The following is a 14,040-nucleotide window of genomic DNA, read 5'->3' as shown; positions in this document are numbered from 1 at the left end:
TCACGCCACGTCAAGATCGTTTTGCAGGTGACGTTTTACCACAATTGGTGGGACGACAAGATCATCTAGCCCGTACTGTGATCGCCCGGGGCGAACGTCCGCCCCCTCGATGAAAGGAACCATGCGTACCTTCAGTCTTGCCACCGCCGCAACCGGAATCGCCGCCGCGGTGATCGCGCTGACCGGACCGGGAACCGCGGCCGCCGCCACCTCCGCCGCCGCCACCGGCGGCCCGGAGAAGATCGCCGTATCGGTGCAAAAGGACGAAAGTAACTGGTCCGGAACCGTGTTGGTCGACGGAAATTTGCAGCCCGCGATCCTCACCCCCGACAAACCGTCGGCCGAACTCACCGGCATCACCCCGGGAAACCACCAGGTAGCGATCTACCTCTACATCGGCGAAGGCCCCGACAACACCGTCAACACCCCCGCCGTCGAGGTTCTCAACGAACAAGTAGAAGTCACCGCGGCCACCGACGCCGGCTCGGGTAGCGGCGCCCCCCGCGAGGAATAAGCCGTACCGTGACCCGAATCCTGCGCCATTCGACCGGCGCAGGATTCGGTGATCCGCCGCGGTGCCGCCGGAGCAGGCGCCGCGCCAGTTGATCGGCCAGGACACGGCGTGGGGTGCCAGTGAAGCGGCGCTGAAACGTCCACCGACGAACGACTGCTATCCAGCGGAAGGAGTCCGAGAACACCGCTCAGGAATTCAACAGGGTGGTTCAAGGCTCGAGCGCGCCGGCTCGTCCGCGATGAGAGCCGCCAACAGGTGACGTGCCAGTTCCCGAGGCGCTGTCCCCGGGTCGAGCATCTCTTCGATCGCCAAGCCGTTCGCCACTCCCAGGACGATGAAGGCGAGCGAACGCGCGGATGCGGCAGAGCGAATGCTCCCGGAGTTCAAAGCCCGTTGGAGCTCGTCGGCGACGGCTTGATGCAGTTCCCGGCGACGTACCAAGAATCTCGCGTGCGTGTCCGGATCGCGCATGGCGCGTTGCCAGAACTCTAGGAACAGCAGCTGCCAGTCGCGGTTGTCAGGGACCGAGTCGAGAAGATGTTGGGCTATCAGGTCAGCGACATCGCGGGCCTCGTCGAGTTCGGATACGAGCCCTTTGAAAATCGCCACACGCTCGGCGACCTGCTGGTCCATCAGCGCGAAGAAGAGCTCGTCCTTGCTCGCGAAGTTCGAGTAGACGGCGCCCTTGGTGAAGCCGGCCGCCTGCGCGACGTCATCGATAGTGGCCACGGCGAAACCGCGTTCGGCGAAGACGGTTGCCGCAGCCCGCAGTACGCGTTCGCGTACCTCAGCTCGCGGAGTTCTTCGCCGAGGTGGCAGCCCCGCGTCGTCTGCCTGCGTCATCATCGGCTGAGTTTACCGAGGGGAAATCGCCTGAACCGTTGACAGGGTGACGAGGGGTACCTAATCTCGATACTCATCAGTATCGAGATGCTTCTCGATACTCACGATCGCGATCAGTCGGAGAGCCAATGGAGCCGTACGAGCTCGTCGTCAAGGGCGGCATGGTCTTCGACGGGACGGTCGATGAGCCGACTCTGGCTGATGTCGGTGTGCGAGACGGACGGGTCGTAGCGATCAGCGCGGCGCCCCTTGTGTCGGGGTCGGCCAGGGTGATCGACGCTTGCGGGAAGTGGGTCACTCCTGGTCTGGTCGATGTGCACACGCACTACGACGCCGAGGTGCTGGTGAGCCCGGGCATTGGGGAGTCGGTCCGTCACGGGGTAACCACAGTCATCATCGGTAACTGCTCGTTGTCGACGGTGTACGCCGACGCAGAGGACTGCGCCGACATTTTCGCCCGGGTCGAGGCGCTGCCCTGGGACGCCGTCCACGGTGCCGTGCAGAAACACCGCAGCTGGGACGATCCGCGTTCCTACATCAAGGCTATCGAGTCGCGGCCACTCGGCCTGAACGTGGCCGCGCTGATCGGCCACTCGGACATCCGCGTCGCTGCGATGGGACTGGCCCGCTCGGTCGATGGGTCGAAACCGACCGATCGCGAGCTCAGCCAGATGATTGCCATGCTCAGGGAAGCCTTGGACGCCGGTTTCCTCGGCCTTTCTACTATTCGTAGCTCATTCTCAAAGGTGGCGGGTGCCCGGCACCCGGCGCGGCAGCTCCCCTCGACGTACGCGGACTGGCGGGAGTACCGGGCGCTGAACGACCTGCTGCGCGCGTGGGGTCGCATCCACCAATGCACACCGAACCTGACTAGGCGCGCCGAGGTCGCGCGGTTCTTTGCTCAGAGTTCGGGGCGGCTGCACCGCAAACCCTTGAAGACGACTCTCATCGCCGCTCTTGATATTTCGGCGGACCGAAAGACCATCTGGGCGGCACTTGCCAGCGCTTGGATGGCGAATCGGACTCTCGGTGCGGACTTCCGCTTCCAGCATCTGCCGGTTCCGTTCCTGATGTATGGCGACGGAATTGACCTCGTAGTCTTCGAGGAGTTCGGGTCCGGAGAGGCGGCGCTCAACATCCGCGACGAAATCGGACGTGGAGCACTGCTTGTGGACGAGGACTTCCGCAGACGTTTCCGCAAGGACATGACCAAGCGCTTCAGCCCCCGTGTCTGGCACCGGGACCTGAGTCGCGCGCACATCACCGAATGCCCCGATACGAGTCTTGTGGGGCTTTCGTTCGCCGCCATCGCTGAGACGCGACGTGTACACCCGGCCGATGCGTTCCTCGACCTTGTGGTCGAGCACGGCTCGCAACTGCGCTGGCGGACCGTCGTCGGGAACGATCGTCCCGAGGTGCTCAACAGAGTGGCGAATTCACCTTCGATCCAGATGGGGTTCAACGACTCTGGAGCGCACCTGCGCAACATGGCGTTCTACAACTCTGGTTTGCGGATGCTCGCCCGCGCCTGGGACGCGCAGCGGAACGGGCGGCCCTTCATGACGACGGCGCAAGTGGTACACCGGCTGACCGCAGAGCTGGGGGAGTGGTATGGCATCGATGCGGGCGCACTTCGGATCGGGTCCCGAGCCGACATCGCGGTGATCGATCCCGCAGGGCTCGTCGAGGCCGGTGACGACTATTCCGAGACTCCGATGCCCGAGTTCGGGGGGATGTCGCGCATGGTGAACCGCAACGACGGGGCTGTCGCGGCGACGATCGTGAACGGACACGTGGTCTACGAGTACGGCACGTTTGCCGACGGCTTCGGTCGAACCGTGCACGCCGGGACGTTCCTGCGCGCGCGATGAATCCAGCGAGTCAGCGACTCGGAGCTGAAGCCGACGTCATCACCGAGACAGCTGTCCCAGTGGATGGCGATTGCCATCGCGGCAGTGCTGCCTAACTGCCACTCACGTCGCTGACGGCTGGTTTCCGTTGCCGACCAACAAGTTTCAAGAGAGGAATCCGCCCGATGGATCCTGTCATCATCGAGTGTGCGATAAACGGCACCGCGTCCAAGGCAGTCAATCCACACGTCCCTACGGAGCCGGCGGAGATTGCGGCTGATGCCTTGGCCTGCATCGAGGCCGGAGCGGCCATCATCCACAACCACATCGATCGTTATGGCGTCAGCGAGGAGGAAGCGGCGCAGCGTTACCTCGAGGGCTGGCGGCCGGTGTGGGAAGCTCGCCCCGACGCGCTGATCTACCCGACCGTCCACTTCGGGGCGTCGATCAACTACGAACACCTCGTCCCACTCGCCGCCGCAGGAATGCGGGTAGGGCTTACCGACCCGGGCTCTGTGAATCTTGGTGGAGCCGACGCCGACGGCATACCCCAGGGGGATTTCGTCTACAGCAATACCTTCGCATCGATTGGTCGAGCGTTCGAGATCTGTCGTAACGAGCAGCTCGGCCCCAGCTTGGCTATCTACGAGCCGGGCTTCCTACGCGCCACGCTGGCGTGGTGGCGCAGTGGCCAGCTTCCCCCGGGGGCGATGGTCAAACTGTATTTCTCCACTGAGCGCGGTTATCTGGGTGCGCCATTCGGGCTTCCGCCCACAGTTCGGGCCCTTGATGTCTACCTCGAGTTGCTCGAGGGCTGCCACATCCCGTGGGCGGTGTCCGTGGTCGGCGGCGATCTGGTCTCGAGCGATATTGCGCGCGCCGCGCTCGCACAGGGCGGCCATCTCCATGTTGGACTCGAGTTTTATGGTGGTGACCGCACGCCGAGCAATCCCGTCCTGGTCGCCGAAGCGGCAGCCCTTTGTAGGGAGATGGGCCGTACGGTGGCAACCCCAGATCAAGCGGCCGGGATCCTCGGCCTTCCTAAAGGATGCCCGTGAGCAGGTTCGTCCTAGTCCACGGTGCCCGACAGGCAACCATTGCCGGCGTTGTCTTCGAAGCTCTGATGCGCGGGAGTCACACCGTGGTGGTTATCGAGCGATGACATGGTTCGCCCATCACGTCCTCGCTGCGTCTATCGCGGCAATTGTGCTACCGCAATCGCGGCGCCAGCCAATTGGGGCCAAATGGCGTCGCCCAGGTACTCGGGCGTGCCTGGGCACCCGTGCTGCAGCCAGTCGATGATGGTGCCGAGCAAGGCTCCGGCAAGGAACGCCGACGCGGGGTCATAGGGGACCTCGGATGGGTCGTCCGCGTGGGTATCCGCGCTGCTACCAGCAACGTTGACATGGATTGCCACCACAAGCCTCTGATGCAACCGGTTGATCATTCGAGCGCTGCCTTCGGTGCCGAGCAGTGCGTGGTAGAGGCGGGCGTTGGCCGCGACATGAGCGAATACGTCGACCAAAGATTCGCGCGCTCGGCGCTCCTCTGTCGCGGTCGCCGCACGGTTCAGCGCGAATACCGGTGTGGCGGCGATCAACTCGTCGAACATCTGTGTACACGCTGCGTCGGCCAGGTTGTGAACGTCGCTGTAGTGCTCATAGAAGGTCGAGCGGTTCACATCGGCACGCGCGGTGATGTCGGATACGGAGATCTGAGCCAGGTGGTGCTCGGAGATCAGGGACAGCAGCGCGGCCTCCAAGGCTGCACGCGTTCGGCGCGAGCGTCGGTCGAAAACCTGTTGAGCACCCATGGGTGCAGTGTAGTGTGCGAGACACTCGATGGTTAAACAACAAGTGTTGGATAACTGGTCGACCAGCGATGGCGACCGGACGTTTCTGTCGGGCGCGAATGCTCATAGGTGGGACGTAGTCGAAGTGGAGATGAAGATGCAGCAGGTCGTGGTGGTCATCGGAGTCGGCGGCATGGGGCGGGAGATCGCCCGCCGCATCGGCCCCGGCAGACATGTCCTGATCGCCGACTTCAGTGCGGAAGTCTTGGAGTCGGCTACCCGCCAACTCGAGAGTGACGGGTATCAGGTGACCGCTCAGCCCGTGGATGTGTCTTCGCGTGAATCCGTTGCGGCCCTCGCTCGACGGGCCATGGAGCTGGGCACGGTGCGCTCAGTGGTGCACACCGCGGGGCTATCGCCTGTGCAGGCACCGATCGAGGCGATTCTCAGGGTGGACCTTCTAGGAGTGGCCCTAGTTCTAGAGGAGTTCGCGGGGGTTGTTGCTCCGGGCGGGGCGGGTGTCGTGATCTCGAGTATGGCTGGTTACGGGTACCCCGGCCTTTCTTCCGCCGAGGCGCTTCAGCTGGCGACAACGCCGGCCGACCAGTTGCTGGCGCTCGAGATCGCCAACGCTGATAACTTCCCGGCACCGGCGCTCGCCTACGCGTTCGCGAAGCGCGCCAACCAGCTACGAGTGCAGTCGGCGAGCACCAGCTGGGGCGCGAAGGACGCGCGGATCAACTCCATCAGCCCTGGTGTGATCGCCACTGCGATGGGACAAGCCGAACTCGACGGTGAGCACGGTGCCATTATGCGAACGATGATCGAGAGCTCGAATGCTAAATCCGTAGGAACTGCCGCCGACATCGCGGCGGCCGCCGAGTTCCTGCTCGGCCCGGCTGCCTCCTTCATCTCAGGGATCGACTTGCTGGTCGACGGCGGCGTGATCGCCGCAGCCATGACCGGCAACATCAATGCAGTCAGCGAGGTGGGTTGATCCATCATGAGCGAGTTCTTCTCGGGTGAAGGGTTTCATCCAAACCTGCGCAGGCGAGCACGATTCGTGCCACGGCAGGCTGTGTCGGAGGCAACTTTGCCGATTGTCCGCCGACTGCACGCGTTGTCAGGCTGGCGACGCCCTAGCGGTGTAGAAGTGGTGTCGATCAGCCGCGAGGTTCGGGTCAGGGTGCATCGCCCGGCGCGCTCGACGGGTCCTGTACCTGGGTTGCTGTGGATTCATGGTGGCGGGTTTGTGATCGGTCGTGCACAGCAGGACGATGCTCTGTGCAGTCGGTTCGCGAACAAACTCGGGATCCTGGTGGCCGCCGTCGACTATCGACTTGCCCCGGAGCACCCCTTCCCGGAACCACTGGAAGACTGTTACAGCGCGCTGAACTGGCTGGCCGGCCATCACGAGATCGACCCGACGCGGCTGGCGATCGGCGGGGCCAGCGCAGGAGGTGGGTTGGCCGCCGCGCTCGCGCTGCTGGTTCGCGACCGCGGACCGATCACCCCTGCACTGCAATTGCTGCTCTATCCGATGCTCGATGATCGGACAGTCGCTCGCGCCGAAGTCGCCGACCGCTACCGACTGTGGAACGCGCGAAGCAACCGCTGGGGATGGGCGTCCTACCTGGGCGACGCAGACCCCGCCCTCGCAGTCCCCGCGCGGAACGACGATCTGACCGGCGTCGCCCCCGCCTGGATCGGCGTCGGCACCTACGACCTGTTTCACGACGAAGTCCTCACCTATGCCCAACGACTGCGCGCGGCCGGTGTCGAGTGCGATGTCGAGGTCGTCGCAGGCGCCTTCCACGCCTTCGACCTGATCGCACCTTCCGCTCCCATATCCCGGTCGTTCTTCGCACGTCAATGCGAGAGCCTGTTAACAGCATTCGATGCGGGACGCGGTCCCGCAGAATGAGCAGTGAAGCCGTACGCGCGTAAAGAGGTTGGTCACTGGACCACTCATGCCAATGCATGCACGAAAACTCCCGACTACTGTACTCACGCGGGCACCGCGCCTACCCGCTGACCGCGCTCATGTCCGGGTCGACGCGGCGTAGCGCGGATGCCAGCCATTCAGTCCGGCGGTGCTCTACAGGCATCGCCGCCAGGCCGTCCGTGGCTTCCTCGATCGCATGGGCCGTGTCCCCCAACAAGGACAGAACACCACCGCGTTGCACCGCACCGAATCCGGGAGTCCACCAGTACATTGCTTCCGGCGGTTCGACGCCGTGCGCCGCTTCGGTCGCCGAGTCCGCGTCGGCCAGGGCCACCCGGGCTTTCTGCGTCTCCCCGCGCGCGGCCAGCAGCTCCGCCCGCCGCATCCTTGCGTAGGCGATCAGGACGGGATGCGCGCCACGGACGGCCAGCGCGGCGTCCGAGAGGGCGATCACTTCGCCGTAGTCCCCTGTCGCACTCCAAGCCACGTATCCGGCGAAACCGAGGCTATGGACGAGCCGGTCCGGGTCGCGGGACTCCGCCGCCAGGTCCACTGCCGTGGACAGGCTTCGCCGCGCAGCGGTGTCCGCCCCTACCGCGTGTTCGAGCCAACCCCGGTACTGCGTGATCTCGGAGGCGAGCGCCGCCGCCTCCGTTCGCGCCGTTCGCGCCTCACGGGCGAACTGCACGGTCATGGCGGACATGCCGCGCACGGCCGGAAGTACCGCCCGCGCACCGGCCGCGTCCTCGATCCGCCGAGTAGACGAGAGCATCGTGGCGACGTCCGCCAGGGCGCTGGCGTCCACGCTCGCGGCCGATCTCGTTGCGGCAGTGAGGCGGCCCAGGTCCGTTGTCCCCAGCACCCTCTCGTAGGCGGCGGTCACCCCAGCGGGCACCGGGCGTTGTCCGGTCTCGATCAGGGACAGGTACGCCTTGCTGTAGAAGGTCCGTTCCGCCATCCCGCGCAGGGAAATGCCCGCCGCCTCGCGGGCGGCACGCATGAGTGCCCCGGTTTCCACCACTCCAGCGTAACGGGGCTGTAGACGCATGTGGACGGCGAAACCGTAGGAGCGCCAACTGTCCACACATAGCGTCAATTTCAGCACCGCCGCCGGGTCGACGCTGGTCCTCGGCGGCGGGTGCCTACCAGCGACAGGGGACAGAAGGCAGGGGAATGGACGCGCTCGGATGGATAGACCCGTGTTCACCGACACCGGATTGGGACACGGCACAGGTACGCCGTTTGGCGCGGCGGTTGGGATACCCACTGCGGTTTGCCGATCCGACTTCCGTGCTCGGTCTGGTCGAGCAGGTCGAGTCCTCGGGGGCCGAGGTGGTCTTGCTGCCGTCCTCAGCGCACGTGGACGCGCTGACGCTGCATCGGTTGATGTCGGTTGCCGACGTCGAATGTGCCACGCCGCGTGCGTCGTTCGGCCGCTGGTCGGCACTCGGCGGGGTGCGCCGATGAGCGCGACGCAAGCCGGTCTTGTGTTCGTGATAGCGCTACCGCTGGCCGTCGTCGTCGCAATGATCTTCTGGCCATCCGACTACGACGAATGAAGTAGACACGGCGGCAACAGGTTTCGCGTGCGGTGTGCGCGCATCCGGCTCCGGCCGTGTTAGCGAATCTCTGAGGTCCTTTGGACGGGATGAACGGAACCCTTACGCGCTGGCGAGCTTCTGTTCGAGAATCCAGGCGTCGATGTCGTGTTCGTCGTAGAACCGGCGGCGGCCGATCTTGAACGAGCGCGGGCCGCGTCCTTCTCCCCGCCAATTGATCAGCGTCTGCGGGTGCACGCGCAGGCGGGCGGCGGTCTCGGCGGGGGTCAGTAGAGCTGACATCTCGTGTGCTCCGTTGGGTTGAAGGTTGGTTGGTTGGCTGGACAAAGCCCCAGATGCGGGATTGCGGCAATCGGCACGATGTCTTGTGTTGTGTTGCAGCGCAGTGCTTTTGCATGACTGCCTCTAACAGTTCTCGCGTGTCGGCTACCCGCAATACATCGGAGAACCCCCAAACGCTTGTGGCGGGACGAGCGGACGCAGTATGCCCGGACTTCCTTTCGATCTCGATGCCCTGCACGTGCGGGTGTTCGAGGCGTACACCGATGTCAACGGCAAGTTGGTATTGGGTCTGCCCAAGGGGGACAAGAAGCGAACTCTCGATCTCGTACCCGTCTTGGTCGATGAACTCCGCGTGCACGTCGAGGGCAAGCCCGCCGCCGCGCTGGTGTTCACCGCCGCGACTGGCGGAACGATCCGGCAGACCAACTGGAACAAGCGGGTGTCGCACCCCGCCGGGAAGCTGGCCGGGCTGTATCTCGACGACGACGGCGAAACCGAACTCACCGTGCACGACTTGCGGCACACGTTCGCGAGTCTGTGCGCGTCGGCGGGTATCTCATCGCGGTACATCGCTGAGTGGATGGGCCACGCATCCACGGCGATCACGGAATCGGTCTACATCGACCTGTTCCCGAAGGACCTCGAGGCGCACGCTGCGCTACTCGGTGCGGCCATGTCGAATGGCTCGAAGTAGCTCGGAGTTGTTCCCGCTAGCCCGGAGTTACTCAACCTTGTGTGTGCTGAGCGTGTGTTCGGAGGCTGAAAAACAGAAGAGGCACCCTCTGAGTTTCCTCAGAAAGTGCCTCTAACCTGGTACTACGGTGGTGCGCGATACTGGGATTGAACCAGTGACCTCTTCCGTGTCAGGGAAGCGCTCTCCCGCTGAGCTAATCGCGCGAGGTGGAGACGGGAATCGAACCCGTGTGCACGGCTTTGCAGGCCGTTGCCTCACCACTCGGCCACTCCACCGTGCGAAGGGGGAAGGCTGGAATTACTGCCTGGCCCTACTCCTCGAGCGGATGACGGGATTCGAACCCGCGACCCTCACCTTGGCAAGGTGATGCGCTACCAGCTGCGCTACATCCGCATTTGCATCTCCGGGGGCTCGCTGCCCTCCGTGGTGCGAGACAGAACATTAGCCGACGTTCGGCGCAACCTACAAATCCGCTGGTAGAACGGCCTGAAGTTGAATTACACGGGTGTCGTTCGGAAGCCTCGATCAGGTCCGCTCGGTTGTCGCCGGCCCTGGATCGTGGCCAGTTGGCCCGACGCCGCCCATCCGACGTCGGAAATCCGCACCCGATACGGCCCGATGAAGGTGCGGCTGTCACTGCGTGCGCCATGGGTGCGCGACTCCCCGCGCTCACGGCGGTCGCGTCCATGTGCGGTTCGTGCAGCACACCGGACCCGCTGGGAACCATGGCAATTCGCCGAGCGCGCCAGCGAAATCAACCCGAGAAATCCGGAGCCCAGCACCTGCGGGGTGGCGATTTGGTGGGACGCCGGTGGTGCGTGCTAAGGTTCCATCTCGTTCGAACGAGCGCTCCGCGCCGGTCGGACACCAACTTTGGTCCCATAGCTCAGCGGGAGAGCGTCCGCCTCACACGCGGAAGGTCGCTGGTTCGAAACCAGCTGGGACCACTCCATCCCCTCGCCATATCACCTGGTCGAGGGGATTTTCATCCCATTGACCTGGGGACATGTCGCCGTGTTCGACCGCCATTGTCTGCCGATATCCGCGCGTTGGGGCACACTCGGGGCACGGGGTCGATGGTGATCGACCCCACGACGGGCTTGTTTTCACCCCGAGGTACGCGGACGTGATCAGGTCTGCGGAGTCGATCGCCCGCGAGCGTGGCGACGGCTATGTCGGGGTGGAACATCTGATGCTCGCCATCCTCGACGACGCGGACTCGGTCCCAACTCAGAAACTTCGATTCATGGGCATCGCCCCGGACCAGATCACAGCAGTTCTGACCGCGACGATGGACAGCGATCGCTTCAAGGAAGTGCGGAGCCGTGCCCGGTTTCTCGATGGCCGGGTGGTCGAACATTTCCCGGACGGGCGGGTCGTCACCGAACATCCAGACGGCACAGTCACCGAGCACCATGAGCCGCCGAGCTGAGTCCTGAAATGCCGAGAGCGCCCCGCCTCCGAGTGGACCCAAGCCACAAGGACGAAGGCGGGGCGCTTTTCTGTCAGACAGACCGGTTAGTCTGCGCTCGTAGCGATCAGTGCGGGAGATCTAGTCCATAACGACGAAATCGCTTGCGAGAACTGGGGGTACGACGATGATGCGAGGTCAGCGCACCAGTTCTTGCTCGCCCCCGAACACATCGCGAGTTGGTTCTCACTGTCCGCGCTCTCGGCTAGCGAGGGAAGTTCAGGCGGCTGCCTCAGTCTCGACTTCTGGTTCGGATCCGCGCGATGACCATGCGCAGCGGGGTGAGGTGGATGCCCTGGGTGGCTAGGTGGCGGCGCGTCTTTGCGCGGGTGACGAGGACCCCGATGCCGGCGATGACCCAGATCGGGTATTGGAGCAGCCACGCCGAGCGGAAGGCGTCGAAGCCGTAGCCGCCGGCGTGCTCGAGTACGAGCCCGATGGCTTCGATGAGGGTGAGGGTGGCGAGGAACCCGCCGATGTTGACCATCCCCTGGGCGGTGCCGAGGCTGGTGTTCGGGGCGAACATGCGGGCGACGTCGAATCCGATCATCGAGCCAGGACCGCCGACCGAGATGACGACCACCAGCAAGGCGAGCAGCCAGACCGGTGCCGGGTCATCGAGGGCGAGCACCACCGTCCACACCGTGGCGTTGGCGCTCATGATCGTCAGCACCAGCCAGGACCGGCGAAGCGGATAGCGGGCGCTGAGGACACCCAATACCGGTCCGGCGACCATTGCCGCGCAGACCGACACGGTCAGCAAGACCCCGGCGACCGGCTGCGACAGGCCTTGTGCGGATACCAGATACGGAATGCCCCACATGAGGGCGAAGGTGGTGATGGAGAACTGGGTCCCCATATGGCTGAAGAACCCGAGCCGGGTGCCCGGATGCAGCCACACCTTCCGGATCTGGGCACCGATCTCGCGCAGCCCGGCGGGTACGACCCGGATATCCTGACCCGGTGGTGCGTTGCGGATGACGGCGGTGGCCAGCACCGCGAACAGCATCCCGACAGCGGCCGCGGACAGGTACGCGGGGGTCCATCCGGCCGAGTGCAGGAGCGCGAGGAATGGGATGGCGGACAGTATCTGGCCGAGTTGCCCGAGCTGGCCGGTCAATTGCGAAATGAGCGGGACCCGCCGGGCCGGGAACCATTGCGGGACCAGGCGTAGCACCGAGATGAAGGTCAACGCGTCGCCGGTGCCGACCAGGATCCGGCCCGCGATCGCGAGCGGAAGCAGCTCCGCGGATGCCAGCAGAGTCTGGCCCAGGGCCATGATCGCGGCACCCGTGCCGATCATGGCCCTGGCTCCGAGGCGGTCCAGCAGTAACCCGGCCGGGATCTGCATGGCGGCGTAGACGACCACCTGGAGTACGACGAATCCGGACAGGGTTGCGGGGCCGACTTGGAAACGATCGGCCGCGGCCAGGCCGGATACCCCGAATGAGGTGCGCTGCAGCACCGCGATCAGGTAGGCGGCGACGCCACAGCCCCAGATCAGGTACGCGCGTCGCATGTTCACCAGCGCAGCGTAGGCGCCGCCCGATCCAGGGCCGAGCTCAGGCGTTCTGGGGGAAGCCGAGATTCAGCCCGCCGTGGCTGGGATCGAGCCAGCGGCTGGTGATCGCCTTGGCGCGGGTGAAGAACTGGACTCCTTCGGTGCCGTGGGCGTGGGTGTCGCCGAACAGTGAGTTCTTCCACCCGCCGAAGCTGTAGTAGGCCATGGGGACCGGGATGGGCACGTTGATGCCGACCATGCCGACCTCGACCTCGTTCTGGAAACGGCGAGCCGCGCCACCGTCGTTGGTGAAAATGGCGGTGCCGTTGCCGTAGGGGTTGCTGTTGATCAGATCGAGGGCTCGGTCGTAGCTGTCGACCCGGACGACCGAGAGCACCGGCCCGAAGATCTCGTCGCGGTAGGCGCTCATATCGGGTGTGACATGGTCGACGAGGGTGGGGCCGAGCCAGAAGCCTTGGGACACATCGATCTCGGTCCCGCCGTCGCCGGTGGCTCCGCGTCCGTCGACGACGATAGTGGCGCCGTCGGCGTCGGCGGCATCGATGTAGCCACTGACGCGGTCACGGTGGGCGGCGGTGACCAGCGGACCCATATCGGCTTCGGTGCGGCCGTCGCCGGTGCGCAGGGTCCTGGTGCGTTCGGCGATCTTCACGACGAGATCGTCGGCGATGTCACCGACGGCGACGGCGACCGAGATCGCCATGCAGCGCTCGCCCGCCGAGCCGAAACCGGCGTTGACCATGGCGTCGGCGGCCAGGTCCAGATCGGCGTCGGGCAGGATGACGGCGTGGTTCTTGGCCCCGCCGAGCGCCTGCACTCGCTTACCCGCCGCAGTGCCGGTCGAGTAGACGTACTGGGCGATCGGGGTGGAGCCGACGAAGGACACCGCCTTGATCGCCGGGTTGGTGAGCAGTTCGTCGACGGCGGTCTTATCGCCCTGCACGACATTGAAAATGCCTGGGGGAAGGCCCGCTTCGGCCCACAGCTGGGCGATCCACAGCGCTGCCGAGGGATCCTTCTCGCTCGGCTTCAGGACGACGGTGTTCCCGGCGGCGATGGCGAGGGGGAAGAACCACATCGGCACCATGGCCGGAAAGTTGAACGGCGAGATGATCGCGACCGGGCCCAGCGGAGCGCGCAGCGAGTAGACATCGACGCGGGTGGACGCGTTTTCGGTGAACCCGCCCTTGAGTAGATGTGGTATGCCGCAAGCGAATTCGACCACTTCCTGGCCGCGGGTGACCTCACCGAGGGCATCGGAGAGCACCTTGCCGTGTTCGGCGGTGATGATCGCGGCCAATTCTGGCTTGCGGGCGTTGAGCAGTTCGCGGAATCGGAACAGGATCGCGGTGCGCTTGGCCAGCGAGGTGTCGCGCCAGTCGGGGAACGCCGCGGTGGCGGCGTCGATGGCGGTGCGAACGTCGGCGACATCGGCCATGCGCACCGCTCCCGTGACCTGTCCGGTGGCGGGATTGGTGACCGGCGCGGTGACCGAAGATGTTCCGGCGAAGGGTTTTCCGTCGACCCAGTGGCCGATTTCGGTGGTGACAGTCATGATTCCTCGTGGT

14 protein-coding genes and 4 tRNA genes are annotated in these 14,040 nt (G+C 64.9%); 9 read left to right on the top strand and 9 right to left on the bottom strand.

Going from position 1 to position 14,040, the window contains the following annotated elements; all coding sequences use genetic code 11:
* The first annotated feature begins 121 nt into the window (after nucleotides 1–121).
* Nucleotides 122–514, top strand: a complete 393-nt coding sequence (locus tag OG874_RS20200; RefSeq protein ID WP_330256674.1) for a hypothetical protein — start codon at nucleotides 122–124, stop codon at nucleotides 512–514.
* A 195-nt stretch (nucleotides 515–709) separates the two neighbouring features.
* Here OG874_RS20200 and OG874_RS20195 read toward each other — a convergent pair whose 3' ends face one another.
* Nucleotides 710–1,360, bottom strand: a complete 651-nt coding sequence (locus OG874_RS20195; protein WP_330256673.1) for a TetR/AcrR family transcriptional regulator — start codon at nucleotides 1,358–1,360, stop codon at nucleotides 710–712.
* 125 nt (nucleotides 1,361–1,485) lie between these two features.
* Between OG874_RS20195 and OG874_RS20190 the strand changes: the two genes are divergently transcribed.
* Nucleotides 1,486–3,228, top strand: a complete 1,743-nt coding sequence (locus OG874_RS20190) for an N-acyl-D-amino-acid deacylase family protein (protein WP_330256672.1) — start codon at nucleotides 1,486–1,488, stop codon at nucleotides 3,226–3,228.
* 164 nt (nucleotides 3,229–3,392) lie between these two features.
* Nucleotides 3,393–4,265: a 3-keto-5-aminohexanoate cleavage protein gene (locus OG874_RS20185; RefSeq protein WP_330256671.1), complete on the top strand. Its 873-nt coding sequence runs from the start codon at nucleotides 3,393–3,395 to the stop codon at nucleotides 4,263–4,265.
* Between the two features lie 134 nt (nucleotides 4,266–4,399).
* On the opposite strand, the gene OG874_RS20180 is transcribed toward OG874_RS20185, so the two are convergent.
* Nucleotides 4,400–5,020 carry a TetR/AcrR family transcriptional regulator gene (locus OG874_RS20180; RefSeq protein ID WP_330256670.1) on the bottom strand — a complete coding sequence of 207 codons (621 nt, stop codon included), beginning with the start codon at nucleotides 5,018–5,020 and terminating at the stop codon, nucleotides 4,400–4,402.
* A 136-nt stretch (nucleotides 5,021–5,156) separates the two neighbouring features.
* Between OG874_RS20180 and OG874_RS20175 the strand changes: the two genes are divergently transcribed.
* Both OG874_RS20175 and OG874_RS20170 read left to right on the top strand, forming a co-directional pair.
* On the top strand, nucleotides 5,157–5,996 hold the full coding sequence (locus tag OG874_RS20175; protein WP_330256669.1) for an SDR family oxidoreductase: 840 nt from the start codon (nucleotides 5,157–5,159) through the stop codon (nucleotides 5,994–5,996).
* A gap of 6 nt (nucleotides 5,997–6,002) precedes the next feature.
* On the top strand, nucleotides 6,003–6,923 hold the full coding sequence (locus OG874_RS20170; protein ID WP_330256668.1) for an alpha/beta hydrolase: 921 nt from the start codon (nucleotides 6,003–6,005) through the stop codon (nucleotides 6,921–6,923).
* A 100-nt stretch (nucleotides 6,924–7,023) separates the two neighbouring features.
* Here the strand turns inward: OG874_RS20170 and OG874_RS20165 are convergent, their stop codons facing one another.
* On the bottom strand, nucleotides 7,024–7,962 hold the full coding sequence (locus tag OG874_RS20165; protein WP_330256667.1) for a helix-turn-helix domain-containing protein: 939 nt from the start codon (nucleotides 7,960–7,962) through the stop codon (nucleotides 7,024–7,026).
* A 155-nt stretch (nucleotides 7,963–8,117) separates the two neighbouring features.
* Between OG874_RS20165 and OG874_RS20160 the strand changes: the two genes are divergently transcribed.
* Entirely contained in the window at nucleotides 8,118–8,411 is a 294-nt protein-coding gene (locus OG874_RS20160) for a hypothetical protein (protein ID WP_330256666.1), read from the top strand.
* Between the two features lie 194 nt (nucleotides 8,412–8,605).
* Here the strand turns inward: OG874_RS20160 and OG874_RS20155 are convergent, their stop codons facing one another.
* The gene (locus OG874_RS20155) at nucleotides 8,606–8,785 is read right to left on the bottom strand and encodes a helix-turn-helix transcriptional regulator (protein WP_330256665.1); all 180 of its coding nucleotides are present in this window, start codon (nucleotides 8,783–8,785) and stop codon (nucleotides 8,606–8,608) included.
* A gap of 202 nt (nucleotides 8,786–8,987) precedes the next feature.
* On the opposite strand from OG874_RS20155, the gene OG874_RS20150 reads away from it, so the two are divergent.
* On the top strand, nucleotides 8,988–9,479 hold the full coding sequence (locus OG874_RS20150; protein WP_330256664.1) for a site-specific integrase: 492 nt from the start codon (nucleotides 8,988–8,990) through the stop codon (nucleotides 9,477–9,479).
* A gap of 128 nt (nucleotides 9,480–9,607) precedes the next feature.
* Here OG874_RS20150 and OG874_RS20145 read toward each other — a convergent pair.
* From OG874_RS20145 to OG874_RS20135, 3 genes are all read right to left on the bottom strand, one after another.
* A tRNA-Val gene (locus OG874_RS20145) sits at nucleotides 9,608–9,682 on the bottom strand.
* A gap of 1 nt (nucleotide 9,683) precedes the next feature.
* Nucleotides 9,684–9,754: transfer RNA gene (locus tag OG874_RS20140), tRNA-Cys, on the bottom strand.
* A gap of 45 nt (nucleotides 9,755–9,799) precedes the next feature.
* Nucleotides 9,800–9,872 (bottom strand) — tRNA-Gly (locus OG874_RS20135).
* 482 nt (nucleotides 9,873–10,354) lie between these two features.
* Between OG874_RS20135 and OG874_RS20130 the strand changes: the two genes are divergently transcribed.
* Nucleotides 10,355–10,426, top strand: a tRNA-Val gene (locus OG874_RS20130).
* 179 nt (nucleotides 10,427–10,605) lie between these two features.
* A complete protein-coding gene (locus OG874_RS20125) occupies nucleotides 10,606–10,911 on the top strand; it encodes a Clp protease N-terminal domain-containing protein (protein WP_330256663.1) in 306 nt (101 codons plus the stop codon).
* A 271-nt stretch (nucleotides 10,912–11,182) separates the two neighbouring features.
* On the opposite strand, the gene OG874_RS20120 is transcribed toward OG874_RS20125, so the two are convergent.
* Together OG874_RS20120 and OG874_RS20115 are read right to left on the bottom strand one after the other, a co-directional pair.
* Nucleotides 11,183–12,469, bottom strand: coding sequence for an MFS transporter (locus tag OG874_RS20120; RefSeq protein ID WP_330257350.1), 1,287 nt, complete (start codon nucleotides 12,467–12,469; stop codon nucleotides 11,183–11,185).
* A 43-nt stretch (nucleotides 12,470–12,512) separates the two neighbouring features.
* The gene (locus OG874_RS20115) at nucleotides 12,513–14,027 is read right to left on the bottom strand and encodes a CoA-acylating methylmalonate-semialdehyde dehydrogenase (RefSeq protein WP_330256662.1); all 1,515 of its coding nucleotides are present in this window, start codon (nucleotides 14,025–14,027) and stop codon (nucleotides 12,513–12,515) included.
* Between the last annotated feature and the right edge of the window lie 13 nt (nucleotides 14,028–14,040).

It is taken from the genome of Nocardia sp. NBC_00565 (assembly GCF_036345915.1).
Lineage (GTDB): Bacteria > Actinomycetota > Actinomycetes > Mycobacteriales > Mycobacteriaceae > Nocardia.
The sequence above is the reverse complement of the archived record's forward strand: the minus strand, read 5'-3'. Positions and strand labels throughout refer to the sequence as shown.

Bases quoted from the DNA above. Each gene is read 5' to 3' on its own strand.
- OG874_RS20200 (WP_330256674.1), top strand. From the start codon at position 122: ATGCGTACCTTCAGTCTTGCCACCGCCGCAACCGGAATCGCCGCCGCG.
- OG874_RS20195 (WP_330256673.1), bottom strand. From the start codon at position 1,360: ATGATGACGCAGGCAGACGACGCGGGGCTGCCACCTCGGCGAAGAACT.
- OG874_RS20190 (WP_330256672.1), top strand. From the start codon at position 1,486: ATGGAGCCGTACGAGCTCGTCGTCAAGGGCGGCATGGTCTTCGACGGG.
- OG874_RS20185 (WP_330256671.1), top strand. From the start codon at position 3,393: ATGGATCCTGTCATCATCGAGTGTGCGATAAACGGCACCGCGTCCAAG.
- OG874_RS20180 (WP_330256670.1), bottom strand. From the start codon at position 5,020: ATGGGTGCTCAACAGGTTTTCGACCGACGCTCGCGCCGAACGCGTGCA.
- OG874_RS20175 (WP_330256669.1), top strand. From the start codon at position 5,157: ATGCAGCAGGTCGTGGTGGTCATCGGAGTCGGCGGCATGGGGCGGGAG.
- OG874_RS20170 (WP_330256668.1), top strand. From the start codon at position 6,003: ATGAGCGAGTTCTTCTCGGGTGAAGGGTTTCATCCAAACCTGCGCAGG.
- OG874_RS20160 (WP_330256666.1), top strand. From the start codon at position 8,118: ATGGACGCGCTCGGATGGATAGACCCGTGTTCACCGACACCGGATTGG.
- OG874_RS20155 (WP_330256665.1), bottom strand. From the start codon at position 8,785: ATGTCAGCTCTACTGACCCCCGCCGAGACCGCCGCCCGCCTGCGCGTG.
- OG874_RS20150 (WP_330256664.1), top strand. From the start codon at position 8,988: ATGCCCGGACTTCCTTTCGATCTCGATGCCCTGCACGTGCGGGTGTTC.
- OG874_RS20120 (WP_330257350.1), bottom strand. From the start codon at position 12,469: ATGCGACGCGCGTACCTGATCTGGGGCTGTGGCGTCGCCGCCTACCTG.
- OG874_RS20115 (WP_330256662.1), bottom strand. From the start codon at position 14,027: ATGACTGTCACCACCGAAATCGGCCACTGGGTCGACGGAAAACCCTTC.